The organism is Kribbella steppae, assembly GCF_004342025.1.
Lineage (GTDB): Bacteria > Actinomycetota > Actinomycetes > Propionibacteriales > Kribbellaceae > Kribbella > Kribbella steppae.
Map to the genome: position 1 here is coordinate 419,698 of NZ_SLWN01000005.1, position 25,084 is coordinate 444,781.

Annotated in this window: 25 protein-coding genes; 11 read left to right on the forward strand and 14 right to left on the reverse strand. The window is 68.7% G+C overall.

Features of this window, described 5'->3' with window-relative positions; all coding sequences use genetic code 11:
* Positions 1–68: 68 nt before the first annotated feature.
* Positions 69–1,550 carry an alpha/beta hydrolase gene (locus EV652_RS16830; protein ID WP_132210071.1) on the forward strand — a complete coding sequence of 494 codons (1,482 nt, stop codon included), beginning with the start codon at positions 69–71 and terminating at the stop codon, positions 1,548–1,550.
* A gap of 54 nt (positions 1,551–1,604) precedes the next feature.
* Here the strand turns inward: EV652_RS16830 and EV652_RS16835 are convergent, their stop codons facing one another.
* The 3 genes from EV652_RS16835 to EV652_RS16845 form a co-directional block, all read right to left on the reverse strand.
* Positions 1,605–1,832, reverse strand: a complete 228-nt coding sequence (locus tag EV652_RS16835; RefSeq protein WP_132210072.1) for a hypothetical protein — start codon at positions 1,830–1,832, stop codon at positions 1,605–1,607.
* Between the two features lie 193 nt (positions 1,833–2,025).
* A complete protein-coding gene (locus EV652_RS16840; protein WP_132210073.1) occupies positions 2,026–3,453 on the reverse strand; it encodes an aminopeptidase P family protein in 1,428 nt (475 codons plus the stop codon).
* Between the two features lie 88 nt (positions 3,454–3,541).
* The gene (locus EV652_RS16845) at positions 3,542–4,264 is read right to left on the reverse strand and encodes a GntR family transcriptional regulator (RefSeq protein WP_132210074.1); all 723 of its coding nucleotides are present in this window, start codon (positions 4,262–4,264) and stop codon (positions 3,542–3,544) included.
* Between the two features lie 148 nt (positions 4,265–4,412).
* Between EV652_RS16845 and EV652_RS16850 the strand changes: the two genes are divergently transcribed.
* The 5 genes from EV652_RS16850 (at position 4,413) to EV652_RS16870 (ending at position 9,521) form a co-directional block, all read left to right on the forward strand.
* Positions 4,413–5,732: an NRAMP family divalent metal transporter gene (locus tag EV652_RS16850; protein WP_199238219.1), complete on the forward strand. Its 1,320-nt coding sequence runs from the start codon at positions 4,413–4,415 to the stop codon at positions 5,730–5,732.
* Positions 5,733–5,747: 15 nt separating this feature from the next.
* Positions 5,748–6,500, forward strand: a complete 753-nt coding sequence (locus EV652_RS16855; RefSeq protein ID WP_199238220.1) for a LamB/YcsF family protein — start codon at positions 5,748–5,750, stop codon at positions 6,498–6,500.
* Positions 6,500–7,105 carry a 5-oxoprolinase subunit B family protein gene (locus EV652_RS16860; RefSeq protein ID WP_132210076.1) on the forward strand — a complete coding sequence of 202 codons (606 nt, stop codon included), beginning with the start codon at positions 6,500–6,502 and terminating at the stop codon, positions 7,103–7,105. The genes EV652_RS16855 and EV652_RS16860 overlap by 1 nt, the downstream gene beginning before the upstream one ends.
* The gene (locus EV652_RS16865) at positions 7,102–7,938 is read left to right on the forward strand and encodes a 5-oxoprolinase subunit C family protein (protein ID WP_132210077.1); all 837 of its coding nucleotides are present in this window, start codon (positions 7,102–7,104) and stop codon (positions 7,936–7,938) included. Before EV652_RS16860 ends, EV652_RS16865 begins: the two co-directional genes overlap by 4 nt.
* Before the next feature lie 272 nt (positions 7,939–8,210).
* Complete coding sequence (locus EV652_RS16870; protein WP_132210078.1) at positions 8,211–9,521, forward strand: MFS transporter; 1,311 nt, start codon at positions 8,211–8,213, stop codon at positions 9,519–9,521.
* A 97-nt stretch (positions 9,522–9,618) separates the two neighbouring features.
* On the opposite strand, the gene EV652_RS16875 is transcribed toward EV652_RS16870, so the two are convergent.
* Positions 9,619–9,939, reverse strand: coding sequence for a hypothetical protein (locus EV652_RS16875; RefSeq protein WP_132210079.1), 321 nt, complete (start codon positions 9,937–9,939; stop codon positions 9,619–9,621).
* A 177-nt stretch (positions 9,940–10,116) separates the two neighbouring features.
* On the opposite strand from EV652_RS16875, the gene EV652_RS46020 reads away from it, so the two are divergent.
* The 3 genes from EV652_RS46020 to EV652_RS16890 all read left to right on the forward strand — a co-directional run bounded on the left by EV652_RS46020 (position 10,117) and on the right by EV652_RS16890 (position 13,672).
* Positions 10,117–13,107, forward strand: a complete 2,991-nt coding sequence (locus EV652_RS46020) for a helix-turn-helix transcriptional regulator (protein WP_132210080.1) — start codon at positions 10,117–10,119, stop codon at positions 13,105–13,107.
* 24 nt (positions 13,108–13,131) lie between these two features.
* Positions 13,132–13,206, forward strand: a complete 75-nt coding sequence (locus EV652_RS16885) for a mycothiol transferase (RefSeq protein WP_242001837.1) — start codon at positions 13,132–13,134, stop codon at positions 13,204–13,206.
* A gap of 109 nt (positions 13,207–13,315) precedes the next feature.
* Positions 13,316–13,672: a UBP-type zinc finger domain-containing protein gene (locus EV652_RS16890; RefSeq protein WP_132210081.1), complete on the forward strand. Its 357-nt coding sequence runs from the start codon at positions 13,316–13,318 to the stop codon at positions 13,670–13,672.
* Here EV652_RS16890 and EV652_RS16895 read toward each other — a convergent pair whose 3' ends face one another.
* From EV652_RS16895 to EV652_RS16920, 6 genes are all read right to left on the reverse strand, one after another.
* Positions 13,673–14,674 carry a proline racemase family protein gene (locus tag EV652_RS16895; RefSeq protein WP_132210082.1) on the reverse strand — a complete coding sequence of 334 codons (1,002 nt, stop codon included), beginning with the start codon at positions 14,672–14,674 and terminating at the stop codon, positions 13,673–13,675.
* Positions 14,671–15,573: a dihydrodipicolinate synthase family protein gene (locus tag EV652_RS16900; RefSeq protein ID WP_132210083.1), complete on the reverse strand. Its 903-nt coding sequence runs from the start codon at positions 15,571–15,573 to the stop codon at positions 14,671–14,673. The genes EV652_RS16895 and EV652_RS16900 overlap by 4 nt, the downstream gene beginning before the upstream one ends.
* Positions 15,570–17,279 carry an FAD-dependent oxidoreductase gene (locus EV652_RS16905; protein WP_132210084.1) on the reverse strand — a complete coding sequence of 570 codons (1,710 nt, stop codon included), beginning with the start codon at positions 17,277–17,279 and terminating at the stop codon, positions 15,570–15,572. The genes EV652_RS16900 and EV652_RS16905 overlap by 4 nt, the downstream gene beginning before the upstream one ends.
* The gene (locus EV652_RS16910; protein WP_132210085.1) at positions 17,276–18,436 is read right to left on the reverse strand and encodes an NAD(P)/FAD-dependent oxidoreductase; all 1,161 of its coding nucleotides are present in this window, start codon (positions 18,434–18,436) and stop codon (positions 17,276–17,278) included. The genes EV652_RS16905 and EV652_RS16910 overlap by 4 nt, the downstream gene beginning before the upstream one ends.
* Before the next feature lie 75 nt (positions 18,437–18,511).
* On the reverse strand, positions 18,512–19,117 hold the full coding sequence (locus EV652_RS16915; protein WP_132210086.1) for a helix-turn-helix domain-containing protein: 606 nt from the start codon (positions 19,115–19,117) through the stop codon (positions 18,512–18,514).
* Between the two features lie 139 nt (positions 19,118–19,256).
* Entirely contained in the window at positions 19,257–20,309 is a 1,053-nt protein-coding gene (locus EV652_RS16920; protein WP_242001819.1) for an SDR family oxidoreductase, read from the reverse strand.
* A gap of 71 nt (positions 20,310–20,380) precedes the next feature.
* Between EV652_RS16920 and EV652_RS16925 the strand changes: the two genes are divergently transcribed.
* Positions 20,381–21,241 (forward strand): LysR family transcriptional regulator, encoded by an 861-nt coding sequence (locus EV652_RS16925; RefSeq protein WP_132210088.1) that lies wholly within the window; start codon positions 20,381–20,383, stop codon positions 21,239–21,241.
* On the opposite strand, the gene EV652_RS16930 is transcribed toward EV652_RS16925, so the two are convergent.
* The gene (locus EV652_RS16930; RefSeq protein ID WP_132210089.1) at positions 21,232–21,414 is read right to left on the reverse strand and encodes a DUF3099 domain-containing protein; all 183 of its coding nucleotides are present in this window, start codon (positions 21,412–21,414) and stop codon (positions 21,232–21,234) included. The genes EV652_RS16925 and EV652_RS16930 overlap by 10 nt on opposite strands.
* Before the next feature lies 1 nt (position 21,415).
* Entirely contained in the window at positions 21,416–21,865 is a 450-nt protein-coding gene (locus tag EV652_RS16935) for a MarR family winged helix-turn-helix transcriptional regulator (RefSeq protein ID WP_132210090.1), read from the reverse strand.
* Positions 21,866–22,022: 157 nt separating this feature from the next.
* Here EV652_RS16935 and EV652_RS16940 point away from each other — a divergent pair, with 157 nt between their 5' ends.
* A complete protein-coding gene (locus EV652_RS16940; protein ID WP_132210091.1) occupies positions 22,023–23,207 on the forward strand; it encodes an MFS transporter in 1,185 nt (394 codons plus the stop codon).
* 119 nt (positions 23,208–23,326) lie between these two features.
* On the opposite strand, the gene EV652_RS16945 is transcribed toward EV652_RS16940, so the two are convergent.
* Positions 23,327–24,058, reverse strand: coding sequence for a class F sortase (locus EV652_RS16945; RefSeq protein ID WP_132210092.1), 732 nt, complete (start codon positions 24,056–24,058; stop codon positions 23,327–23,329).
* A 1-nt stretch (position 24,059) separates the two neighbouring features.
* Entirely contained in the window at positions 24,060–25,007 is a 948-nt protein-coding gene (locus EV652_RS16950) for a hypothetical protein (RefSeq protein ID WP_132210093.1), read from the reverse strand.
* Positions 25,008–25,084: the final 77 nt, after the last annotated feature.

A 25,084-nucleotide genomic window follows, 5' to 3' on the forward strand; every position in this document is an offset into this window, starting at 1 on the left:
GTCCCCGATGTGGCCGAGCAAACGGTTGCCCAGGATCGAGGGAGTTTCTCAGACAGGAGATCTTCGGTATGAAGTTCAGACAACGCGCACTCGCCTGCGGTGTGGCGATGGGGGTCGCGACCGCCGGACTCGCAACTCTCCCGGTGTCGGCGTCCGAGACCGCGACGACACAGGTGCAGTGGTCCGACTGCAAACCCGAGGGCAACGACGACCCGAAAGTCGTCAAAGGTTCGCAGTGCGCGACGCTGCAGGTTCCGGTCGACTGGCGGAGCCCGAACGGTCCCACCTTCGGCCTTGCCATCGCCCGACGTACGGCGAAGGAGCCGAGCGACCGTGTCGGCGTGCTGATGTGGGGCCCGGGTGGTCCTGGTGACTCCGGCGTCGACCGGGTCAAGACCGGGATGAGCCGGTTCAGCCAGAACCTGCAGAACCGGTTCGACGTCGTCAGCTTCGATCCACGCGGTATCGCTCGCAGCAACCCGGTGAAGTGCTCGGCCGCCCTGCTGGCCAAGCAGCCGTCGCCGGTCCTGAAGAGTCAGGCTGACTTCACCGCGACGATCCGCTACAACCGCGAGCTGGTCGCCGACTGCCGAAAGAACACCGGGCCGGTCTTCGACCACATCGACACCTGGCAGACCGTGCGGGACGTGGACGCGATCCGGGCCGCGCTCGGTGAGTCGACGATCTCGTTCCACGGCAGCTCGTACGGGACGCTGCTCGGCGGTCAGTACGCCGAGACCTACCCGGACCGGGTCCGCGCGATGGTCCTGGAGAGCGTGGTCGACCACAGCGCGCCGTCGGCGAAGTCGTTCCTCGATGCTCAGGCGTCCGCGGCACAGGACTCGTTCGACGAGTTCGTGAAATGGTGCGACGCGGCAACGACCTGCTCACTGCACGGTCGCGACATCCATGCCTTGTGGGCCGACCTGCTGGCCCGGGCCGACCGAGGTGAGGTGCCCGATCCGCAGAAGCCGGAGCTGCCGATCACGCCGTACTGGCTGAGCTTCAACGTCTTCCGGGCGCTCTACGGACCGCAGTGGCCGGCGTTGGCGGATACCTTGAAGAAGCTCGATACGAGCGCACCGCCGACCGGGCAGCCGCCGGTCCCGACCGGCCTGGCCTCGAACACCCTCGCGGTGTTCTGCCAGGACTGGAACCTTCCGGTCCGCAATTACCAGGAGTACGCCGGCCTGCTCAGCCGACTGGCCCGGAACAACCCGGACATGCGCTACCCCGGTCAGCTGATCGCCGTCTCGATGTGCCTCGGCATGCCGACGGCGAACAACCCGCAGCACCGGCTGAAGGTGCACGGTCTGGATGAGCCGATCCTGCTGGCCAACGCGATCCACGACCCGGCCACCGGCTACAACTGGGCGCAGAGTGTGGAACGCCAACTCGGCCGGCACGGCGTCCTGCTGACGTACGAAGGCTGGGGACACGGCAGCTACGACGGCGGACCGTGCATGGAGAACACGATCGACGCCTACCTGGTCTCACTCGACGTACCCAAGCGCGGCACGGCCTGTCCCGCCGTACCACCGGTCAGCTGAGCCCCGGGCGGGCGCCTCCCAACAAAGCGCCCGCCCGGGCGTTCTGCCGCGCACTCAGACCGGTACGCCGGTCACCTCGAGCACGCGATTGAGGTGGTCGCCGCGGACCATCCGGCCCGCCAGCAGGCGAAGTTCGGCGCAGGCGGTCTCGAGCGCCTGCAGCTGGGATCGGCAGTTGTCGACGTACCAGAAAGGATCGTCGGGCTGCGGATCGTCGGCGTCGTCGATGTCGGCGTACCAGTGCTGGTCACCGCAGTACATCACTCGCACCCGCAGGTTCATGGCTATTACTCCCCGTGCCCGGGGTTCCCTGGGTCCCCCCCGGGCCCCAGTCGGCGCCGCCTCGGCCCCGGCGCGTGGACGCGGCCCCCCACTCCACACGCCGGGCCGAGTTCGACCCTCCCCCGCTCCGTTCATCGTTGCCGAGGGCCTCGGTGTTACAGTTTGTGACGACTAATTTTGAGTAGTCACCCGACTACCGTGCAGTCAGGTGCGACTGGGTCCACTGCTCCAGGCCGGCGGCGGTGATCGGCAGGTCCTCGGTGAGGATCTCGAGCCGGTCGGAATGCACCACCACGTTGTCCTCGATCCGGATGCCGATCCCGCGCAGCTCCGGCGGCACGGTCTCGTCGTTCGGGTGGAAGTACAGCCCCGGCTCGACCGCCAGCGCCATCCCGGCCTCGACCTCACCGGCGAAGTACGCCTCCGGCCGGGACGCGTCGCAGTCGTGCACATCCAGGCCGATGTAGTGCCCGGTGCCGCAGACGATGTACCGGCGGTGCTGCTGCCCGTCCGGGCCGAGGAGCTCGTCGAGCGACACGTCGAGCAGGCCCCAGTCCCGCAGCCCTTCGGCCAGTGTGCGCATCGCGGCGTACTGGAAGGCCCGGTACGGCGCTCCGACCTTGACCGCGTCGAGCGACGCCAGCTGTGCCTTGTGGACCAGGTCGTACACCTGCCGCTGGGCGTCGGTGAACTCACCCGTGGCCGGGAAGGTCCGGGTGACGTCGGCGGTGTAGAGCGTCCGCGTCTCGACACCCGCGTCGAGCAGGATGACGTCGCCCTCGTTCACCGGTCCGTCGTTGCGGACCCAGTGCAGCACCGGGGCATGCTTGCCAGCGGCAACGATCGAGGCGTACCCGACGCCGTTGCCCGCGGTCCGCGCCCGCCGGTCGAAGGTGCCTTGCAACCACCGCTCACCGCCACCGCGAATGGCCTCCGGCAGCTCGCGCGCGACGTCACCGAACGCGAGCACGCTGGCCGCGACGGCCTCGCGAAGCTGGTCCAGCTCCCAGTCGTCCTTGATCCGGCGCAGCTCGGCCAGCGTCTGCCGCAGCGAGTTCCCGTCCGTCGGCGAGGTCCGGACCAGTGCGTCCAGCATCGGCTCGACACCCGGTGTCGACAGCATGAACGGTACGGCGCCGCGCACCGCGGCCGGCAGTTCCTCGATCGGGCGGCAGGCGATCTGCAACGCGTCCGACCAGTCCTTCAGCCCCGGCACCGGGCCGACCCACAGCTCACCGTCGCGCGCGTTCGCGAAGAAGTCGGCCTCTTCCGGCCCGGCCGTCTCGCGCAGGTACAGGGTCGCGTCACCGTCGGCCGACAGCACCAGTACGGCGCCTTCTGCCTGGCAACCGGTCAGCCAGACGAAGTCGCTGTCGGCACGGAACAGGTAGTCGGTGTCGTTCGACCGGACCGGCGCCCGACCGGCCGCGACCGCGATCCGCCGTCCCGGCAGCGCCGCGGACAGCTTCCGCCGGTGCTCGGCTGCCGCCTCCGCCAGCCCTTCCGGGACTGTGACCGTCCGGTCCACCGCTCCCCAGCCACGCGAGATGAACTCCCGGAACCCCTGGGCATCGATCGGTCGGTAGGACTTCGGCGTCTCTTCGGTCCGGTCATCGGTCATGTGCTGAGCTCCCCTTTACAGCTGACGGTTACCACTCATCAACTCAGGTGAGAGGAGGGCCGCGCAAGCCCTTATCGAAACTCGCGGATCACCTGGCGCGGAAGGCCTCGAGGAGACCCTGCTCGGAGTCGAGCAGGTACTGATGCAGGTCGGTCGCGGCCTGCTCGTACTTGCGGGCCTCGAGCAGTTCGAACAGGCCCCGGTTGCGCGCGATGTAGGGCTCGTGCAGCTCCCGCGGTGTCGCGATCACGTGGAAGAGCAGCCGCAACTCCGCCAGCAGCCGGCCGGTGATCGCGTCCATCCGGGCGCTGTCGGCCAGACCGATGAGGTGCTGGTGAAAGCGCATGTTCGCCGTACCGACAGCCGGCCAGCGGTCCGCGAGCGCGGCTGCCTCGGCCGCCTCGACGTCGTCCTGCAGCGGTTCGATCCGGGCGGCCGGCAACTCCGGGTCACGCTCGGCCAGACCGCGGACGACGTCCACCTCGAGCACCCGGCGGAGCCGGTACAGGTCCACCACGTCGTGCTCGTCCAACTCGGGCACGAACACCCCGCGGTGCAGCTTGTAGACCAGCAACCCCTCGTGGGTGAGCAGCCGGAACGCCTCCCGCAGCGTGTTCCGGCTGACCTCGAGCACCTCGGTCAGCTCGACCTCGGAGAGCTGGGCACCCGGCGGCAGCGCACCCTCGGTGATGCTGCGGCGCAGGATGTCGGCGGCCCGCTCGGCCGAACTGCTCCGGTCCAGCCGTGCGACATCGGCAGCGACAGTGCGCAACCACGCCTGCCGGCCCTCGTCGACCTCACCCGTGCTCATCCCCGCATCATCGCTCACCCGAGGCGTTCAGCGAAAGTTTAGTGGAACAAGACTCTTGCAGGATTGTTGAACAATCTCTACGCTCGTGTCATCAACCGTCACTCACAGCCATGGAGCCCATTCCGACAGCTATCCAGGAGCCGCCGTCATGTCCCTCCGCACCGCCAGACCGCGTAAACCCCCGACCCGGCGAGCCACGAGCAAACCGGTCGCCCGCCGTACCAATCCCTATGCCCGCCGCCTCACCCCCGCGGCCGGGCGGAAGACGCCGGACAGCGCGATGAAGGCCGGGACCCGGTCGACGCTGATCGGCGCCGTGTTCCTGATGGCGACCGCCGCGATCGGGCCCGGGGTCATCACCCAGACCACGCTGTTCACGGTGTCACTCGGTGCGGCGTTCGCGTTCGCGATCGTCGCCTCGGTCCTGGTCGATCTCGCGGTGCAGTTGAACGTGTGGCGGGTGATCGGCATCTCCGGACGCCGGGCGCAGGAGCTGGGCAACCTGGTCGCACCGAGACTCGGTACGGCGATGGCCGCGCTGCTGTTCGCCGGCGGGCTGGTGTTCACCATCGGCAACGTGTCCGGCGCCGGGCTCGGCACGGATGCGATGTTCGGCCTGGACCCCCGGCTCGGTGGCGCAATTTCCGCAGTAGTTGCCATCGGCATCTTCTTGGCCAAGCGGGCCGGCCTGGCGATGGACCGGGCGGTGCTGGTCCTCGGCGCGGTGATGCTGCTGATCGCGGGCTGGCTCGCGGTCACCTCGGGCCCACCGGTCGGCCGGGCGCTGCAGAACGTCGTACTGCCCGAGCAGGCCGACTTCCTCGTCATCACCACGTTGATCGGCGGCACGATCGGCGGTTACGTCATGTACGCCGGTGCGCACCGGCTGCTCGACTCGGGGGCGAGCGGGCCGCAGTACGTCCGGGAGATCAGCCGTGCCTCGGTCGCCGGCATCCTGATCGCCGGGCTGCTGCGCGCCGTACTGTTCCTTGCGATCCTCGGCGTCGTCGCGGGTGGCGCGAGCCTCGACCCCGCGAACCCGACCGCGTCCGCGTTCCAGCACGCGGCCGGTGAGTTCGGTCTGCGGGCCTTCGGCGTGCTGCTCTGGGCGGCCGGGATCGCCTGTGTGATCGCAGCGGCGTACACGACCGTCACCTTCGTCACCTCGCGGACGACGACCTCGGACCGGACCAGGACAGTGCTGGTCGTGCTGTTCATCGCGGTCAGCACCGTGATCTATCTGTCCGTCGGTACGGCGCCTGCGAAGCTGCTCGTGTTCGCGGGCGCCTTCAACGGACTGCTGCTACCGCTCGGAATCGGTGTGATTCTGTGGGTGGCGTGGCAGCGGGCCGATCTGCTGCGCGGCTACCGCTATCCGCGGCCGCTGCTCGTCCTGGGCGGCTCGGCCTGGCTGCTGACCATCTATCTGGCCGTCCGTTCCGTCAAACCTGTGTTCGAATTGTTCTAGGTTGTAGGAGTGTTCATGGACCTCAACGCGGATCTGGGCGAGGGATACGGATCCTGGCCGATGGGTGACGACAGCGCGCTGCTGAGCGTCGTCACCAGTGCCAACGTGGCCTGCGGTTTCCACGCCGGTGACCCGTCGATCATGCGCCGGGTGACCGGCGAGGCGGTCGAGCGCGGGGTGGCGATCGGGGCGCACGTCGGGTACGCCGACAAGGCCGGCTTCGGCCGCCGGTTCGTCGACATCGAGCCGGCCGCCCTCCGCGACGAGGTCGTCTACCAGATCGGTGCACTGGACGCGTTCGCCCGGGTCGCGGGCGATCGGGTCCGGTACGTGAAGCCGCATGGCGCGCTCTACAACACGATCGGGCACCACGAGGAACAGGCCGCGGCTGTGGTCGGCGCGGTCGTCGACTACGACCGCACGCTCCCGGTGCTCGGCCTACCGGGATCGGCGTGGCTTCGACTCGCCGCTGACGCCGGGCTGACCGTCGTCCATGAGGCCTTTGCCGACCGTGCGTACACACCGTCAGGGACCTTGGTGTCCCGTCGTGAGGCTGGGTCGGTGCTGCACGACGCGGACGAGATCGCCGGCAGGTGTACGGCGATGGCGACCGGTCAGCCGATCCAGGACAGTGCGGGTGGGGCCCTGAAGGTCGAGCCGGCGTCGATCTGCGTGCACGGGGATACGCCGGGCGCGGTCGACATCGCGCGACGGGTCCGGTCCGCGCTGGAGGGGGCGGGCGTGACACTGAGCCCGTTCAGCCGGTGATGCGGATCCTGCCCTCCGGCGACCACGCGCTCCTGGTCGAACTCGACGACCTCGACGAGGTCCTCGGCTACTACACCGCCCTCACCGCCGATCCGCCCGCGGATGTCGTGGACATCGTCCCCGCCGCCCGCACGGTCATGGTCACCACCGGGGGCAGCGTGGACGCGTTGGCCCGAGCCCTGCGTGCAGTCGAGCCGTCTACCGGGAGTCAGGCGATCGGCGATCTGATCGAGATCCCGGTGGTCTACGACGGCGAGGACCTCCAGGACGTCGCCGACCTGCTGGGCTGCACCGTCGCCGAGGCGATCGAACGCCACACCGGCGACGAGTGGACCGTCGCCTTCTGCGGCTTCGCGCCAGGTTTCGGCTACCTCACCGGTCAGGCTGGGTGGAGCATTCCCCGGCGGAAGTCCCCGCGGACGCGGGTCCCGGCCGGGGCCGTCGCGCTCGCGGGTGAGTTCAGCGGGGTGTACCCGCGTGAGTCGCCCGGGGGCTGGCAGTTGATCGGGCGGACCGACCTGAAGATCTTCGACCAGGAGCGGGAGCCGCCCGCACTGTTCCACCCCGGTCGCCGGGTCCGGTTCGTCGACGCGGGTCGTGGATGAGCAGCCTCACCATCCTCGAATCGGGGCCCTTGGCAACAATCCAGGACGGCGGCAGGATCGGCCAGGCGTCTCTCGGCATCCCCGCGTCCGGCGCCTGCGACCGTACGTCGTATGCGTTGGCCAACCGCCTGGTCGGCAACAGTCCCAGAGCCGCGGCGATCGAGGTGACGTTCGGCGGACTCGTCCTGCACGCCGACAACGACCTGGTCATCGCCATCACCGGCGCGCCCTGCGAGGGCGTCCCGCTCAACGCCCCCACGATCGTGAAGTCCGGCACAGTGTTGCGATTCGGGCCGCCACGGACGGGCCTTCGTACGTACGTCGCTGTGCGCGGCGGGCTGGCTGTCCCGGCAGTGCTCGGATCGCGCTCGACCGACCTCCTGTCAGGGCTCGGCCCGGCGGCTTTGAGCTCCGGTCAGACCGTGGCCATCGGGCGCGAGTACGGGCCGATGCCCGGTGTCGACCTCGCCCCCGTCGCCGATCCGCCTGGCGGTGAGGTCGTCGTACGCGTGACTCCTGGACCGCGGCGGGACTGGTTCACGGATGCCGGCTGGGAGTCGTTCACCACGCAGTCGTACGTCGTCAGCAGCAACAGCAACCGGGTCGGCGTACGCCTCGAAGGCGAACCACTCGAACGCGCCCGCGAAGACGAACTCGCCAGCGAGGGCATGGCCCTCGGCGCCATCCAGATCCCGCCCTCCGGCCTGCCTGTCATCTTCCTGGCCGACCACCCAGTCACCGGCGGCTATCCGGTCATCGCCTACGTCACCACCCCAGACCTCCCCGCCTGCGCCCAACTCCGCCCCGGCCAACCCCTCCGCTTCACGGGGTAATCGGGCCACGCGGCACCACGCGCGCCCCTTCGTCGCGTGCTCGCACCGCTCCCACCCAGCCACTTCTCCCCCGCGCGCTCCCGTGCGCGCTCTGCCGGCCGCGGGTTCAGTACGCGCTCACTACCGGCGTACCAGAAAGTTTCTGGTGCGATGTCGGATCTTGCCTGACGTCTTCGTAGAGGGGGTGAGAAGGCAGCTGGCGCCCGGAGTCGAGCGCAGCGTGTCACCCGGACCAGCCTTCACGAGATGCAACTGAAAGGTAGGAGCTCGATATGAAACAGGAAATGCACAAACTCTCCAGGGCCAGGCAGTTGCTGACCATTCTGTCGGCCCAGTCCGCGTCCACGTATGCCAACCAGGTGATCGCACTGGTGATCCCCTGGCTGATCCTGACCCGCACAGGCAGCGCCGCGAGCGCTGGTGCCGTCGCCTTCGCCATGGGAATCGCCGCACTGGCAGGCACGTTGGTCGGAGGGCTCGTGACCGACAGAATCGGCGGTCGCCGCGTCTCCATCCTGGCCGACAGCTTGAGCATGATCACTGCACTGACGCTGGCAGTGACGCTGTCGTTCGACTTCTTCGCACTCTGGCTCGTCGCAGTCACACAGGTGCTCGGCGTCTTCTTCGACGGACCGGGGCAGATCGCCAAGGTCAGCACGGTTCCCGAGGCTGCCAAAGAAGAAGATGTTCCCATCACCCGCGCAATGGGCCTGACGCAGACGCTTCAAGGTGTAGCGATGTTCGTCGGACCGATCACCGCCGGCCTCCTGATCGCCGCTTTCGGCGAAGCGAACACGCTGTTCGTCACCACCGTACTTTTCCTCACGAGCATCGTCCTGGCGTCACGCCTGCGCAAGAAGGTTCTGACTCACGAGCACCCCATGTCGGCACAGCAGACTTACCGCGACCTGCGTGAGGCGGTGGACTTTCTCGTCAAAGAGCCGTTTCTCGGCAAGATGCAGTTGGTCGGACCGCTCATGGGCGCTGTCATCGTGCCTATCTCGGCGCTGGTCTTTCCGGCCTGGTTCATTTTCGCCAAGCAGGATTCCCGGGCCCTCGGCATCTTCCTGGGCGCCGGCGCGATCGGCGGCATGGTCGGAGGCGTTCTGTTCGCCGCACTGGGACAGAAGCTGGCTCAACGGACGTGGCTTGTCAGCGCGACTGCCTTCTACGCCGTGGCTCTGCTGGGCCTGTACTTCTTGCAGCCCGGCTCAGTACTGGCAGTCGGCGTAAGCTTCGTGGCCGGCCTCATGCTGAGCGTGATGTTCGCGGTTCCCTTTACGGCCTTCTACAGCCGTACGCCGCAAGAACTGCTGGGACGAGTGGGCAGTCTTGGAGCCGCACACGGATCCCTCATGGGCGCGCTGGCTTCGCTGGGATTCGGATGGCTCATGCACACCGTCTCCGCTCCGACCGCCCTGCTGGTCTGCGCCTTGATCATGGGTGGCATCACAGCCGCATTGGCCTTCATGCCGTTCATGCGACTGCTGGACAACGCAGCCGAACCGCAAGACGCCGAGCCGGAGCCGGCGGTAAATCTGCCGGTCGCAGCCACGGCAAGCGATGCCTCAGTCGCCGCGTAAACCTCGGACGGCGAAGCCAGGAGCATCCAGCAACGCCTCGGCGGCCCGGGTTAGCCGGCGGCGCGGAACCGCCGGCGGTAGTCGATGGGGGTGGTGCCTAGGTGGCGGGCACCTGGCGACGCCGGTATAGCCAGATCGCACTGAATGCGATGGCCGCGCCGCCGACCGCGGACGCGCCGGCCTGCAGAACCTCGACACCGTTGTCGTCTGGTGTACTGCTGACCGTCGGGGCCTGGACAGGACGCACCTCGTACCGAGGGTCGTAGTTCGGGTAGTTCGGCGGTTTCGGGTCGTGCGGCGTGACCGTGGTGTTCCGCGGTACGTCGTCGGGAACCCGGGCCGGTGCTTCGGTCGCGGTCAGTCCGGTGGCGCCAAGCGCGAGTGCCGATACGGCCAGAGTTGTGAGCGTGCGGTTCATGACTCCCCCTATGGGTGGTAGCGGCGGGATCGCCGCTCTGGCTTCAGATTCCGCTCTGTGCCGCAACGGCCACATCGGGTACGAGTCCTTAGAAGTGGCGGGCGAACCCTTAGATTCGCGGCACCACCGGCCCGCGGTGGTGCAGACATCTGATTCGTTTCGGCGGAGACTGCTGAAATGGGTGGGGTTGCAGTCCCGCCGCTGCCGGGTATCGCAGGCCGCGTCGAGGAGGGGAAGGTCCTCGCGGGGGCGATCAGCGCTGCCGTCGGGCGCCGACCGTGTGCGATGTTCGTGCACGGGGAGGCGGGCGTGGGTAAGACACGGCTGGTACGCGCTGTGTGTGACAACGCGGCGGCAGGTGGCGCAGCGATCTTATGGGGTCGTGGTGTTCGATTTGGTGCGGTGGACGCGCCGTACGTGGCGCTGATCGCTGCGTTGGAGGGCTGGCTGGAGTCGGCGGAGCCATCGGAGCGCGCCAGTGCGCTGGCAGCAGTTCCGGCCGCCGCCGAGCTTCTGCCCTCATTGGGCGGGCAGCCGATGCGAAGCACGGTCCGGCTGCTTCCAGTGATCGATGGACTGCTGCAGGCGCTGGTTTCGCAGCGGCCGGCGGTGCTGGTCGTGGATGACGTCCAGTGGGCCGACCTGGCCTCGCGGGACGCGATCACCTATCTGGTGGCCGGGTTCCGCAGCCAGAGGCTGGCTGTGTTGACGACGTACCGCGACGAGGAAATTGCGGCCGGAGATCCGCTGAATGTCTGGCTGGCCGACCTGATCCGGCTGCCCTCGGTGTCGTCATTGCGTCTGGCCAGAATGAGCCGCGACGAGACCGAGCAGCAGCTGTCGCTCTTGCTCGGCGGTCAGGCCGATCCGGACCTCGTGTCCGCGGTGGTACAGCGCTCCGACGGCAACCCCTATTTCACGGAGCTGCTCGTCCATGGGCTGACGGCCACGGACCAGAACCTGCCGGCCGATCTGCCCGCGGAGCTGACCGGCGCGCTGCTGGCCGCTTGGCACCGATTGGATGACCCGTCCCGCGAGGTGGTGAGACTACTGGCGGTCTGCGGTCGCCCGGCGTCGGTGGACGATCTGGTCGAGGTGGCCGCGGCACGCGGCATCGACGCCGAGAAGGTGACCGTTGCGCTGGTCGAAGCAACGAAGAACGGGATCTGCATGGCACATGGTGCTGAGCTGTGCTGGTTCCGCCACCCGCTGCTCGCCGACGTCCTGAACGCCACGTTCGTGCCGGGCGAGGCGGTGCCAGTCCATGCCGCATGGGCCGAGGCGCTGGAGAGCCGAACCGGCACAGCCATCGATGAACTGCGCCGGGTCGGCGAGCTCGCGGGTCACTACGAGGGTGCCCACGATCGAGCAGCGAGTCTGGAGGCGTCGCTGCGCGCGGCGGACCTCGCCAGACAGCTGAAAGCCCTGCCCGAGGAGGCGGTTCATCTGCGCCGGGCAGCGCGCCTGTGGCCAACCGTCCAGGCAGCAGATGCGCGACCGCCGGATGGTGAGCTCGATCTGCTCGAGCGCCTGGCCTCCGTGTCGGATCTGGTCGGAGACGACGAGGAGACGCTGGCTGCCTGGAGTCGCTCGCGGCAGCTCGTCGACGAACGCCGAGATCCTCTTCGGGCCAGCCGGATCGTACGAGAAGCGGCCTTCGCGGAGTTCTGGACGGGTCGGCGCAGCAGCCAATCGTTCGCGGCCCTCGAGCATGCCGTCAGACTTTCTGAGCCGTTCCCGGACAGCGCGGAGTATGCCGCCGTGCTTGCTGAGCTCAGTGTTGCCCACAACTGGACTGCTGCGTCGTTCGAGTCTGCGCAGCTGTACGCCGACGAAGCCGTCCGGGCGGCCCACCGCTCAGGGTCGCATGACGCGTTGGCACGGGCCTACCGCGCTCTGGCCGAAGCGTACGAAAGGGACGAGCGCGCTGATGCCGCCTCCGCTGAAGCCCTTCACCACGCACGGCTCACGGGCCACCCAGGCCGCATGCTGCACGCGCGGTGGGCCAGAATGGCCTACCTCGCGCCGCGCCGCCGCCTTGCCGACATCGCGCAACTGGATGCCGACGGGCTGCGCGAGACGCTCGACGAAGGGGCCACCAATGTGGCGGCCTTCCACGCCGGCGACCTCGCCCGGTTTCTCCTCATGCTCGGACGCCATACAGAGGCCGACCAAGCCGTCCGTACCGGACTGACTCTCGCCAGGGCCGCGACCATGCGTGCAGTCGTCCGGCTGGCCGCAGCCCTGCTGGCCGCACGCCGAGGTGACCTCGACCAGGCTCGCTTGCATGTACAGCGTCTCCATGAGCTGATACCGGACCTCGAGCACCGCCCGGGGTTGTGGGCGCCCCCGACCCTCGCGGAACACCTGCTCGCCGAGAACCGGCCGGATCAAGCCCTTGAGCTGCTCGCGCACACGATTGCCGTCCAGATCGTCCGCCCACGAGTTGCCGACGAGATGCTCATGTTGAGCGCACGCGCGGCCGCCGACCTCGCCGACCAGGCGCGCGACCGTCGAGACAGCGACGGCGTCACCCGCGCTCGACGATCGCTCGACGACATCGTCGAGCGGCGCCGGGAGCTCCAACCGCCCGCGTTCGCTCGTATCACGAGCGATGATCTGATCACTCCGGCCGTCGAGGCGCTCCACGCCGCGGAGACTGCACGATGCCTGGCTGAGTCAGAGACCTCGACTCTCTGGGCGGAGGCGGTACGTCGCTGTGCCACCGCCGAGCTGCGCTGGGACGAGGCGATCGCCTCCCGCCGTTGGGCACAGGCCCTGCTCAGTGAGGGTGCGAGCAAAGCCACCGTCGCGGTGCCACTGCGATCGGCGTACCGACTCGCCGGCGAGATGTCTGCCGGCCCGCTCCGACACGAGGTGGAGAAGCTGGCGACGGTTGCCAGGATCCCCCTCGATGAGCCGCACCCCTCGTCGGCCGACACGCTCGACGATGCCCCGGAAGCCTTCGGTTCCCTGACTCGACGGGAGCGCGAGGTCCTCGCCCATCTGGTCGCCGGCCGGACGTACGCCGAGACCGCAGCTGCCCTGTTCATCAGCGAAAAGACCGTCAGCGCGCACGTCTCGAACCTGCTTCGCAAGACCGGTACGTCGTCCAGACGCGATGTGGCCGCACTGGCCAGCAGGCTCGGCTACCCGTCACCCGACTGAGGCTGTCAGAACCCGGACGACACGATCGAGGAGTTCGCCCGGCACAACGGACACGCCGACCTCATCCGGGAGTCGGTGGACGGCCTCACCGGCGAGTAGTAGGCCGTAGGGGCACAACCGTGCACGCGATGTGGAGCGGGCGTCGCGGACGAGTGGGTGTCTGTGCGGTTGCTTGTCCGGCGCGCGTGGGCAGGCGAGGATGGCGGGCATGGCAGCGGAGAATTCTGGGACACCGGGGATTGACAGTACGGTTCCGCCGAGCGGGGCCGGGTGTGGGGATTGTCTGGGGGTCGGCGGGTGGTGGTTCCACCTTCGGCGGTGTGCGCAGTGCGGACATGTCGGGTGCTGTGACTCGTCGCCGGCTCAGCACGCCTCCGCGCACGCCCGGGAGAGCGGCCACCCGATCGTGCAGAGCTTCGAGCCGGGTGAGGACTGGTTCTGGCACTACGGCGAGTCGCAGTACTACGACGGCCCGGCGCTCGCCCCGCCGGATTCCCGTCCCGAGAACCAGCCAGTCCCCGGTGGCAACGTCCCCGACGACTGGAAGTCCAAGCTCAACCGCTGATCAGAGCACGAAGCCGGCCGGGAACGGGTCGTCCGGGTCGAGTAGGTACTGGCCCATGCCGGTGATCCAGGCCCGTCCACGCACGGTCGGTACGACGGCGGGCCGGTCGCCGACTGTGGTTTCCTCGAGCAGCCGGCCGGTGAACGACGTACCGATGAAGGACTCGTTGACGTAGTCCACCCCGAGCGCGAGCTCGCCACGGGCGTGCAGCTGAGCCATCCGGGCGCAGGTCCCGGTGCCGCACGGGGAGCGGTCGAACCAGCCGGGGTGGATCGCCATCGCGTTGCGGGAGTGGCTGCCGTTCTGACCCGGTGCGGTGAACTGGACGTGCTTGCAGCTGTGGATCCCCGGGTCCAGCGGGTGCACCGGCCGGTCGGTGGCGTTGATCGCGGCCATGATGTCCAGGCCGGCCTTGAGGATCCGGTCCTTCTCGGCCCGGTCGAACGGGATGCCGAGCTGCTCCAGCGGCAGGATCGCGTAGAAGTTGCCGCCGTACGCCATGTCATAGGTGAGGGTGCCGAGACCGGGCACGTCCACGGTCGCGTCGAGGGCGTGACTGTACGCCGGGACGTTCTGCAGCGTGACGTGCTCGGCGCGACCGTTGTTCACGGCGACGTCCACCACGACCAGGCCGGCCGGGGTGTCCAACCGGACCTTCGTGATCGGCTCGGTCACCTCGACCATGCCCGACTCGACCAGCACGGTGGCGACGCCGATGGTGCCGTGACCGCACATCGGCAGGCAGCCGGACACCTCGACGTACAGCACACCCCAGTCGGCGTCGGAACGGGTCGGCGGCTGCAGGATCGCGCCGCTCATCGCGGAGTGCCCGCGCGGCTCGTTCATCAGGAACAGCCGCAGGTCGTCCATATGCTTGACGAAGTACTCGCGCCGCTCGGCCATCGTCGTACCGGGGATGACGCCGACGCCGCCGGTGACGACGCGGGTCGGCATCCCCTCGGTGTGCGAGTCGATCGCGGTGATCGTCCGGACGGACCTCATCGCAAGCTCTCCACTGCCTTCTTCATGTCCTGCTCCAACTGGGCGAGGTGCTCCGGCACCAGCGGTCCACGCGGCGGGCGGCACGGGCCGCCGTACCGGCCGACGTAGTCCATGCCGTACTTGATCGCCTGGACGAACTCGACCCGCGAGTCCCACCGGAACGCGGCGACGAGCGGCTCGTAGAGCGCCCGCGCCTCTTCCAGCTTGCCCTGTACGGCGAGGTCGTACAAACGGACCGACTCCTTCGGGAACACGTTCGGGAAGCCGGCGAACCAGCCGGTCGCGCCCATCAGCAGCGCCTCGAGGGTGAGGTCGTCCGCACCGGCGATGACGGCCAGGTCCGGGGCGAGCTCGCGGATCTCCAGGATCCGGCGGACGTCACCGGAGAACTCCTTCACCGCGACGATGTTCTCGATCTGCGCGATCTCGGCGAGCAGGTCCGGGGTCAGGTCGACCTTGGTGTCGATCGGGTTGTTGTAGACCATGACCGGCAGCCCGACCTTGGCGACCTCGCTGAAGTGGTGGAGCACCTCACCGCGGTTCGCCCGGTACATGGTCGGCGGCAGGCAGAGTACGCCGTCGGCACCATCCTCGGCCGCCTTCTCGGCCCACGCGCGGGCCTGGTGCGCGCCGACTCCGTGGACGCCGACGACCACCACACCGTCGTCGCCGACGGCCTCGATCGCGGTCCGGGCAACGGCTCGGCGCTCGTCGTCGGTCAGCGACGAGTACTCCCCCAGCGAGCCATTCGGTCCGACACCGCGGCAGCCGTTGTCGACCAACCAGCGGCAGTGCTCGGCGAACTTGTCCAGATCGGGCCGCAACCCGGCCGGCGCGGTCGCGTCCTCGGCGTACGGCAGTGCGGTGGCGACGATGACGCCGTCCAACTTCTCGCTCACAGCTCCTCCTGTGCGGCCAGATCGCGCAGCCTGACGGGTACGGCGATCGGTCGTTTCATTGATGGTTCGGGTACGTCGTTCTGTTCGGCCAGCTCGGCCACGGTCCGGGCGCAGACCCGGCCCTGGCACAGCCCGAGGCCGGCGCGGCTGGTGAGTTTCAGCGCCCGCCCGTCGGCCACACCCCGCTCGACGACAGCCCCTTCGATGTCGCCCCGCGTCACTTCCTCACACCGGCACACCACGGTCTCCGGGCCGCTCCAGCTCCGCCACCCGTCCCGCATCGGGTACGCCTTCGCCAGGGCGACCGCGAACCGCCGGCCCTTCTTCACTGTCTCTTGGTCTTTGCTTGTCACGGCCAGTCCAGCTGCTGCGGCTCCGGCGACTCGCCCCTCGGCGGCGGCGAGGTCCGCGCCTCCGATGCCAGTGAGCTCACCGGCCGCGAACACACCTGGTGTGGTGGTCTGCTGGTTCGCATCGACGACGACCGCCGGGCCGCCGTCCGGTCCGGTGGTCAGCTCGCATCTCGCCGATACCGCCAGCTCTAGTTGAGCCGTGAACCCGAAGCCCAGGCAGACAGCGTCGACGTCGACGCGGCGCTCGGATCCCTTGATCGGGCGCCAGGTGTCGTCGAGGCGTGCGACAGTGAGGGCCTCGACGTGCTGCTCGCCGTGCGCGGCGATCACGGTCCATCCATGTTTGAGCGGAATCCGGTGCCTCGCGAGCAGCGCGCCGTACCCGAGTCCCTCCCCAACCTTGCCCGAAGCAACCAATGGATCCGTGGTCCAACCTTTGCGGACGGTCTTCAGCGTGTTGGCTTCGAGCAGTCCGACAACCTCTGCGCCGACACCGACCAGGGACTCCGCAACCGGCAACAGGAACGGTCCGGTCCCCGCTACGAGCACCCGCTTCCCGACCCCAATCCGCTGGCCCTTCGCCAGGGCCTGCGCGGCGCCCGCGCTATAGACCCCAGGCAGATCCCAACCTGGGAAGGGAAGCACGCGGTCGTATGCACCGGTCGCCAACACAACAGCCTTGGCCTCGACCGCAAACACCTCCCGCCCTACGCCATCAGCCGGCCCTCGCTGCACCCACAAGCGATTGCCCTGCTCGAACGCCCACACGGACGTCTCGGCAAGATGCGTGATCCGCTCATGGGCCGCGAGCCGATCCCGCTTGCCAGCAAAGGCCTTCCACCCATGCTGCAACCGCTCAGGCCGCCGCACCCGAAGCTCTTCAGCCACCTGCCGATTGAACTGCCCACCCACAGCCCGCCCACTGTCGATCAGCAGAACCTCAGCCCCACCATCCGCCGCCGCAAGCGCCGCGGCGATCCCAGCAGGCCCGCCACCAACCACCGCAACATCAACCACGCGGGGTGAGGTGGAGGGTTTGGAGGTGGAGGTGAGGTGCACACCATCCGGATCGGGCAGTACAGCGCCTTGTTGGGTGGTGATTGCGTCGCCTGGGTGGATGGTTCGTTGGCAGGCTCGGATGTCTGGGATGCCGTTCACCACGACCAGGCAGTCGTAGCAGGCGCCGATGCCGCAGAAGACCCCGCGGGGGCGACCGGCGTTGCGGGTCGTGCGCCAAGAGTCGCGGCCGTTGGTCAGCATCACGGCTGCGACTGTCTGGCCGGCCGAGGCGTTCACCGGCTCGCCGTCCACGGTGATGTGGACGGCTTCCGGCGTACCGAGATCTGGTTTCATGCGGCCAGCACCGCCGGGCGGTCGACGCGGAACGGGTCCGGGGCGATGTGGGGTGTGAGGCCCAGGAAGAGCTCGGTGATGAGGCGGCCGGTGGACGGGGCCAGGCCGATGCCGGCGCCTTCGTGGCCGGTTGCGTGCCAGAGTCCTTCGACGCGCGGGTCCGGTCCGATGACCGGCAGGTGATCCGGGGCGTACGGCCGGAAGCCGCCGTACGCGCGCATCACCGGCACGTCACCCAGGAACGGGAACAGCCCGACCGCCTTCCGCGCGAGCTCTCGCAGGACCTTCACCCGGACCGAGTCGTCGAACCCGATCCGCTCGCGGCTCGATCCGATCAGGACGGTCCCGGCCCGCGTCGACTCGACCACCGTCGACGTCTGCAGGTCCGCGTCCCCGCTCCCGACCGCGCCGACGTAGTCCGCGTCGTACACCTTGTGCCGTACGCATTCCGGCAGCGGCGCGGTCACGAGGATCATCCCGCGCCGCGGCAGCACCTGGATCGGCGCACCCGCGGCCGCACCGAACGCCCCGGCCCACGGCCCGCACGCATTCAGCACCGCACCACACGCGATCTCGCCGGCTGAAGTCTCCAGACCAACAACACGGCCCGCGGCAGTACGGACCGACAGTGCATCCACACCGGGCCGCACGGAACCCCCGCGATCCCGTACGGCGGTCAGCAGAGCAGTTGCCGCAAGGACCGGTTGGAGCTGCGCGTCGGCGGGATAGTGGACCCCGATCGTGACGTTGCGTGTGAGCAGCGGCTCGAGCTCGAACGCCTCCGCCGGCGTGATCACCCGCGCGTCAACACCGGCCGCCTGCTGCTTGGCCGCGAACGCCTTCAGCGGTCCAGGATCGGTCGTCGCCACGACGACCCCACCCTTGGACTCCCACTCCACATCGGCGACCCGCTCAGGCAGTCGAGCCAGTACGGCGCCCCACTCGGCACGCGACGCGATGGCCAGCTCGAGTTCAGGCCCGGGCTCCTTGTCGGAGACGAGCACGTTGCCTTCGCCGGATGCCGTCGTACCAGAGGCGGCAGCCCCGCGATCGACCACGACGACCTTCACCCCGGCCGCGGTCAGCGCCTCCGCGCAGGCCGCCCCGACAATGCCGGCGCCCACGACAACCACGTCGGCCGTCGCACCTCCAGGCATCGCAGTCTCCGCTCGTCGTTCACTAAAATGAACGATATCGAGCGTACGGCGCTAGCCCGGCTCAGGTCAACGCAGTCAGCCGGGCAGATGTGGGCTGCCGGGGGTGATCGGGTGCGCGTCCGGCGGGTACTCGAGCAGCAGGACCGACCGGACCGGGCCGTCCAGCGCCTCGTACTCGTGCGGTCCGCCGGCCCGGAAGGCGAGGTAGTCACCCTCGCCCAACTCCTCGGTCCGCCCCCGCGAGGTCACCCGCAATCGCCCGCTCAGCACGATGTGGTGCTCGGTCCCGGGATGTCCGTCCGAATGCTGAACGGCACCGGCCCGGACCTCCTGGTTGTAGATCTCGAACAGTCCGCCCGGGTGCTCCAGCCGGCGCAGCATCCGCAGATCGATCGCCTCACCGGACAGGATGTCGATATCCGCGGACCGCACCAGGACCAGATCCGCGCTCGGCGCCTCGCTCAGCAGCGCCGATACTGGTACGCCGAGAGCGTTCGACAGACTGAACACCGTCTCGATCGTCGGGTTCCCCGCCCCGGACTCCAGTTGCGACAGCGTGCCCTTGGCGATCCCGGACCGCCGCGCCAGCTCGGACAACGAGATTCCCTGCTCGTCGCGCCGCGCCCGCAGATTCGCCCCGAGCAGCCTTCCCGCACCCATCACCGTCACAGCCCGGAGCATGCCATATTGATGGCCGCGCCTCCGGCACGGCGTGGTCATGGGGCCCTGGCTCCCGTCCTTCCCTCGTCGCTCCAGTCGCTTCGCTCCCTCCGCTCCTCAGTCCAGGACGGGGGCCCCGTGACCGGCGTGGATTGCCCGGTCAGGGAATGACGCGGCGCCGCCGCAACTCCGCGAAGATGCCGTAGAACATCTCGTCGGTGGCGACGTACTCGTGGAAGCCGGCCCGGCGGGCCTTGGAGGAGTCGGCGAAGAAGTCGTAGTCCCAGCCGAAGACGAAGTCGGCGAACGGCCAGGACGACACCTCGGCGTACGACGTCTCCGCCAGGCCGTAGGTCGCCTGCAGCTCCTTCCACAGCGGCTCCTTGTCGGACATCACGTCCTGCAAGGACATCTGCAACGGCGGCGCGACATCGAGGCCGAACCAGCCGGCCAGCTTCGGCCACAGCTCGTTCCAGCGGAACAGGTCGCCGTTCGTGATGTTGAACGCCTGGTTCGCCGCGGCCGGCGCCGTCGCCGCCCAGACCGTTGCCTTGGCCAACAACCCGGCATCGGTCAGCTCGAGCAGGGCGTCGTACGCGCCGGGCTTGCCGGGGAAGCGCAGCGGTACGCCGAGTTCCTTCGACATCGACGCATAGACCGCGATCGCCACCGCGAGGTTCATCGGATTGCCCAAGGCCACACCGCCGACGACGGACGGGCGGAGCGCCGACCAGGTCCACGACTTGCCGTGTTGCCGCTGCTCCAGGAACTGCTGCTGGTCCACGTTGAACTCGGGCGGCAGGTGCGGCGGGTCGTCCTCGCGGGCCGGCGTCTTGAACGGCCCGAGGTGGGCGCCATACACCTTGTAGCCCTGCATCAGGCTGACGTGCTGCAATCCACGCGCGACCGGCTCGATCGCGTCGACCACGTTGACCAGCATGGCGAGGTTCGGCGGCACCAGTTCGGCCCAGGTCGGGCGGTCCTGGTAGGCGACGTAGAACACGTGCGTCACGTCGGTGAGGTCGGCCAGCTTCGTCCGGGTGTCATCCGGATCGAGCAGGTCGACGGCCACGTGCCGGACCCGGCCCGGTACGTCGACGCCGCCACGGCGGGACAGGCCGATCACCCGCCAATCACCCAGCGACGCCAGGTGCTCGACCAGATTCGTCCCGATCACACCGCGCGCACCGACCACCACAGCAACTTTGTCCATACTCAACAGCCTGGCTGACCTGCGCGGATAAAGCCAAGGCATAGTTTTCACCGAAGCCATAAGCTGAGTTCATGACGACGCTCAGACAGCTCGAGTACCTGGTGACCGTGGTCGACCACGGGTCGTTCACGAAGGCGGCCGAGTTGCTGCACGTGACGCAGCCGGCGTTGTCCCATCAGATCCGCGCGCTGGAGCGATCCGCCGGCGGGCCGCTGCTCGAACGGCTGCCGCGCAACGTCCGGCTGACCCCGACAGGCCGCGCGATGATGCCGCACGCGCGGGCCGCACTCGCGGACGCCGAACGCGCTCGCTGCGCGGCCCGTCAGGCCGCGGGACTCGAGGTCGGCGAGCTACAGATCGCGACCCTCTACTCGATCACCCTTGGCGTACTGCCTGCCGCTCTGCGCAGATGGCGGCAGGCCTATCCAGAGGTCGGCATCCGACTGTTCGAGCATCGCCACACCGACGAACTGATCGAGGCGATGAATGCAGGCCAGGCGGATCTGGCCGTCGGCCCGGAGCCGGCCGGCTGGCAGGGCAAGACCTACACGCTCGGCACCGAGGAGTTGGTCGTCGTGGTGGCCGCCGACGATCCAGCCGCAGTTGGAGACACCATCTCGCTGAAGGATCTGGCCGACCGCTCGTGGGTGCACTACACCCCTGGTCACGGGCTGGCCGACGTACTCGATCGCGCTTGTGCACAAGCAGGTTTCGAGCCGCGCGTCGCCGTACGCACCGAGCAAACCGCTGCGGCGCCGGCCCTCGCCACCGCCGGACTCGGACCGGCGCTGGTCCCCGACAACATCCTGCCCCCAGGCTTCGAGGGCCATGTCCTACGCCCCGATCCTCCGGTCTGCCGGACGCTCACGGCGTACACCCGCGGTGAGCCAGATCCGCTCGCCGGGGCATTCATCGACGTCCTTCAGTCCTGACCCCAGTTGGCCACGATCACCGCGATCGGCGGCAGCACCGCCGCGACCGCGCTCATCCCGATCGCTACCGGCACGGAGAACAGTCGTACGACGAACCAGGCCAGGCCGATCAGGACCAGGCAGCTCCCCATCAGCCAGTAGTAGAGCTTGCGGTTGTCGTACCGCCGGGCCATCTCACACCTTCAGTGACAGCTTGCCCAGGGCATCGACCAGAGGAGCCAGCTCGGGCAGGTCGGCGGCCTTGCCCAGGGCGGACGTCAGTACTGCGTCGTGTGTGGGCTGGGCCTGGTCGAGCAGGTCGCGGCCGGCCTCGGTGACCTCGGTGTAGATGCCGCGACGGTCGGTCGGGCACAGGTACCGCTGCAGCAGCTTGCGATCCTCCAGCCGGTTCACCAGCCGGGTCGTCGCGGACTGGCTCAGCACAACCGCGTTCGACAGCTGGTTCATCCGCAGGTGGTAGTCGTCCTGCCGCGCGAGTACGTCGAGCACGCTGTACTCACTCACCGACAACCCGTGCTGCTTCTGCAGCGCACGCTCCAGCTCGTCCTCGATCCGGGCATGCAGAGCCGCCAGGGTCCGCCACCCCTGCGCCCGCGCTTCCGCGGCGTCGTCCGGTAGTCCCACAGCTCCTCCTCGAGCCCGTGCCTCAGCTCACACCCACCGGCGACTTGATCTTTCGCCGTTGCGTGAGCCATCATAGCGCTTATGCAATAGCCCGCGTCTGCAACTATCGCGGACGCCTGTAATAGTCACCAGACTACATTCGAGGAGACCTCCAGTCATGCCTGCAGCCCTGCTCGCCCTGGCGATCGGTGCGTTCGGGATCGGGACCACCGAGTTCGTCATCATGGGCCTGCTGCCCGAGGTCGCGACCGACTTCGGCGTCAGCATCCCGTCCGCCGGTCTGCTCATCTCCGGCTACGCGCTGGGCGTCGTGGTCGGCGCCCCGCTGCTCACCGCGATCGGGTCCAAGGTGTCCCGCAAGACCGTGCTGGTCGCGCTGATGGGTGTGTTCATCGCCGGCAACCTGGTGTCCGCGCTGGCTCCGTCGTACGGCGTCCTGATGACCGGGCGGATCGTGGCCGCGCTGTCCCACGGCGCGTTCTTCGGGGTCGGCTCGGTGGTCGCCGCGTCGCTGGTGCCGAAGGCCAAACAGGCGAGCGCGATCGCGCTGATGTTCACCGGCCTGACCGTGGCCAACGTGTTCGGCGTCCCGGGCGGTACGGCGCTCGGCCAGCAGTTCGGCTGGCGATCGACCTTCTGGGCCGTCACCGCGCTCGGCGTCGTCGGCCTGCTCGGCATCGTCTTCCTCGTGCCGCGACAGAGCACCTCCGATGGGCCTGGCCTGCGGAGTGAGTTGGCCGTCTTCAAGAACCTGCAGGTCTGGCTCGCACTGGCGATGACCGCGCTCGGATTCGCCGGGGTGTTCGCGTCGTTCACCTACATCGCGCCGATGATGACCGAGGTCGCCGGCTTCTCGGCCGGTGCGGTCACCTGGCTGCTGGTGCTGTTCGGCGGCGGGCTCGTGGTCGGCAACCTGCTCGGCGGCAAGGCGGCCGACCGGTCGCTGATGCCGAGTCTGTACGTGATCCTCGCGCTGCTGGCCGTCGTACTGGCGGCGTTTGTCTTCACCGCACATGGGCGCGTGACGTCAGCGGTGACGATCGCGGTGTTCGGAGCGGCCGGGTTCGCCACCGTGGCGCCGCTGCAGAAGCGGGTGATGGACAAGGCGAAAGGTGCGCCGGCGCTGGCCTCCGCCGCCAACATTGCCGCCTTCAATCTGGGCAACGCGGTCGGTGCGTACCTCGGTGGGCTGACCATCGAGCACGGCCTCGGCTACACCGCCCCCAACTGGGTCGGCGCCGCACTGGCTGCCTCAGGCCTGGCCGTCGCACTGATCTCCGGGCTACTGGACCGCCGGCGTACCGCGCTAGTCGAGCAACACCCCGTCCTCAACGCGGTGTAGTGCGTCAGGTAGAAGCGCGAGACTGACTGGAAAGACTTCTTCGGCTCCCAGCGGTACGGCGACGCTCCGGCCCGATCGTCCTACCGAGGTCCCCCGAGCCGCGACTTTGGTCGGCTGTTCTACGTCTTCTTCGGTACGGCGACGACGACGGCGTTGCTGAGGTACGCCGTACCGTCCCAGTCCTCGCAGGTGACCAGGACCAATCGTCCCGGGACGCTCTGGTCGAAGAGCTGCGCGGCCTGCTTGGCCAGCGCCTTCTTGCGGTAGGTGGTCACCGACGAGACCACGTAGTTGAGCGTGCCGCGCCCGGTGGTCACCGTGACGGCGTCACCGGCGGTCAGCTCATCCAGATCGTCGAACGCCCCGCCACCGTCGTGCACGGTATGGCCGGTAATGATGGCCGAACCGTTGGCGGCACCGGGTTGAGCACCATCGGACCACCAGCCGACGAGGCGCGGGTTGGATGGCGGGATGAGAGTGCCGCCGCGAGCATGGATACCGAGCACGCGGGCTGAGATGCCCAAGCTGGGCACCGAGACCTTGACCGGGTTCCCCGGCCGGGCCGGCGCGGTGCTCAGGGTCTCGGGCGGGAAGCTGGTTCGCGGTGTCGTGGTGGCCTTCGACGACGGCTGCGTCGGCTGTGTCGGTACGGCGGACGTCGGGCGGCGGGCCGAGGAGCTGGAGGCCGACGAGGGCCCGGCAGCGGTGGTCTGCTGCCGGGCCTCATCAGCGTCGCTTGTCCTGAACTGGAGATAACCGCCGGTCAGGAGAAGTGCTGCGCCGGCCGCCAGGGCCCCGATCGTCCACCACGATGAACGAGCGCGACCCGGACGGCGACGCTTCGCGGACATGTCAGGCAGCGTGCTGACCGCGCGTCTGCCGGGACTTCATGACGCCGGCGAACACGAGCCCACCACCGAGCATGAGCAGGGCGATACCCCAAAGGCTCTGGCCGCTGGACATGTTCTTGAGCCCGCCGGACTGACCCGCGTCGACCTCGGTCGGGACCGCGATCGGGCTGCTCGGGCTGTCCGACGGCGCAGCCGTCGGCGACTCACTCGGGGACTCACTCGGAGTCTCGCTGGGCGTCTCCGACGGCGTCTCGCTCGGCGTCTCGGACGGAGTCTCCGAAGGCGTCTCGCTCGGGGTCTCGGAGGGAGTCTCGCTCGGCGTTTCCGAAGGCGTCTCGCTCGGGGTCTCCGAAGGCGTCTCCGACGGCGTCTCGGTCGGCGTCTCGGTCGGCGTCACGGTCGGCGTCACGGTCGGCGTCTCGGTCGGCGTCACGGTCGGCGTCACGGTCGGCGTCGGGGTCGGCGTCGGCGTGGTGGTCACCTTCTTCACGCAGAAGGTCACGTGGCTGATGTCGTGGTACTTGTCGTTCTTCTCGTTCACCGGCGAGTGCAGACCGGAGCCGGCGGTCGTCCCGGCCGGCTGGTAGTTGTAGAAGTTCGCCGCCGGGCTGGCCTTCACCAGTACGCCGAGGACGACACCGCCCGTGGCGGTGAAGCTGATCTGCTGGCCGCCGGTCTGGTCACCGGGGTGATCCGGGTCGTCGACCGCCAGGATGGTCTGGGTCCAGGTCACCGTCACGCCGTCCTCGGTGTCCGAACCAGGATTCGGCGGGTCGAACTTGATCTCGGTCGAACCCGGGATCACGTCCTCGCAGCTCGGGTTTCCAGTGATGATCTCGCCGCTCGCCGAGGCGGACGGAGCCATCGCGAGGGTGACGCCGCCCAGCACGAGCGCCAGTGCGCCGGCGCTGCTGAGGAGCGCAACCGCGCGGGAGCGCTTCGGTCGCATGCCCGCGTCCACCGATGTGTCGTTCACAAGTCTTCCCACCCATTGGTTGAGGCCGGTCGGTAACAACCGGCAATGTC

Excerpts from the sequence above, each read along its gene's own strand:
- EV652_RS16855 (WP_199238220.1), top strand. The coding sequence starts at position 5,748 with ATGGACCTCAACGCGGATCTGGGCGAGGGATACGGATCCTGGCCGATG.
- EV652_RS16930 (WP_132210089.1), bottom strand. The coding sequence starts at position 21,414 with ATGGCCCGGCGGTACGACAACCGCAAGCTCTACTACTGGCTGATGGGG.
- EV652_RS16915 (WP_132210086.1), bottom strand. The coding sequence starts at position 19,117 with ATGCTCCGGGCTGTGACGGTGATGGGTGCGGGAAGGCTGCTCGGGGCG.
- EV652_RS16895 (WP_132210082.1), bottom strand. The coding sequence starts at position 14,674 with ATGAGGTCCGTCCGGACGATCACCGCGATCGACTCGCACACCGAGGGG.
- EV652_RS16865 (WP_132210077.1), top strand. The coding sequence starts at position 7,102 with ATGAGCAGCCTCACCATCCTCGAATCGGGGCCCTTGGCAACAATCCAG.
- EV652_RS16835 (WP_132210072.1), bottom strand. The coding sequence starts at position 1,832 with ATGAACCTGCGGGTGCGAGTGATGTACTGCGGTGACCAGCACTGGTAC.
- EV652_RS16910 (WP_132210085.1), bottom strand. The coding sequence starts at position 18,436 with ATGCCTGGAGGTGCGACGGCCGACGTGGTTGTCGTGGGCGCCGGCATT.
- EV652_RS16860 (WP_132210076.1), top strand. The coding sequence starts at position 6,500 with ATGCGGATCCTGCCCTCCGGCGACCACGCGCTCCTGGTCGAACTCGAC.
- EV652_RS16850 (WP_199238219.1), top strand. The coding sequence starts at position 4,413 with ATGTCCCTCCGCACCGCCAGACCGCGTAAACCCCCGACCCGGCGAGCC.
- EV652_RS16830 (WP_132210071.1), top strand. The coding sequence starts at position 69 with ATGAAGTTCAGACAACGCGCACTCGCCTGCGGTGTGGCGATGGGGGTC.
- EV652_RS46020 (WP_132210080.1), top strand. The coding sequence starts at position 10,117 with ATGGGTGGGGTTGCAGTCCCGCCGCTGCCGGGTATCGCAGGCCGCGTC.
- EV652_RS16845 (WP_132210074.1), bottom strand. The coding sequence starts at position 4,264 with ATGAGCACGGGTGAGGTCGACGAGGGCCGGCAGGCGTGGTTGCGCACT.
- EV652_RS16890 (WP_132210081.1), top strand. The coding sequence starts at position 13,316 with ATGGCAGCGGAGAATTCTGGGACACCGGGGATTGACAGTACGGTTCCG.
- EV652_RS16920 (WP_242001819.1), bottom strand. The coding sequence starts at position 20,309 with ATGGACAAAGTTGCTGTGGTGGTCGGTGCGCGCGGTGTGATCGGGACG.
- EV652_RS16870 (WP_132210078.1), top strand. The coding sequence starts at position 8,211 with ATGAAACAGGAAATGCACAAACTCTCCAGGGCCAGGCAGTTGCTGACC.
- EV652_RS16875 (WP_132210079.1), bottom strand. The coding sequence starts at position 9,939 with ATGAACCGCACGCTCACAACTCTGGCCGTATCGGCACTCGCGCTTGGC.
- EV652_RS16950 (WP_132210093.1), bottom strand. The coding sequence starts at position 25,007 with ATGCGACCGAAGCGCTCCCGCGCGGTTGCGCTCCTCAGCAGCGCCGGC.
- EV652_RS16945 (WP_132210092.1), bottom strand. The coding sequence starts at position 24,058 with ATGTCCGCGAAGCGTCGCCGTCCGGGTCGCGCTCGTTCATCGTGGTGG.
- EV652_RS16925 (WP_132210088.1), top strand. The coding sequence starts at position 20,381 with ATGACGACGCTCAGACAGCTCGAGTACCTGGTGACCGTGGTCGACCAC.
- EV652_RS16905 (WP_132210084.1), bottom strand. The coding sequence starts at position 17,279 with ATGAAACCAGATCTCGGTACGCCGGAAGCCGTCCACATCACCGTGGAC.
- EV652_RS16940 (WP_132210091.1), top strand. The coding sequence starts at position 22,023 with ATGCCTGCAGCCCTGCTCGCCCTGGCGATCGGTGCGTTCGGGATCGGG.
- EV652_RS16840 (WP_132210073.1), bottom strand. The coding sequence starts at position 3,453 with ATGACCGATGACCGGACCGAAGAGACGCCGAAGTCCTACCGACCGATC.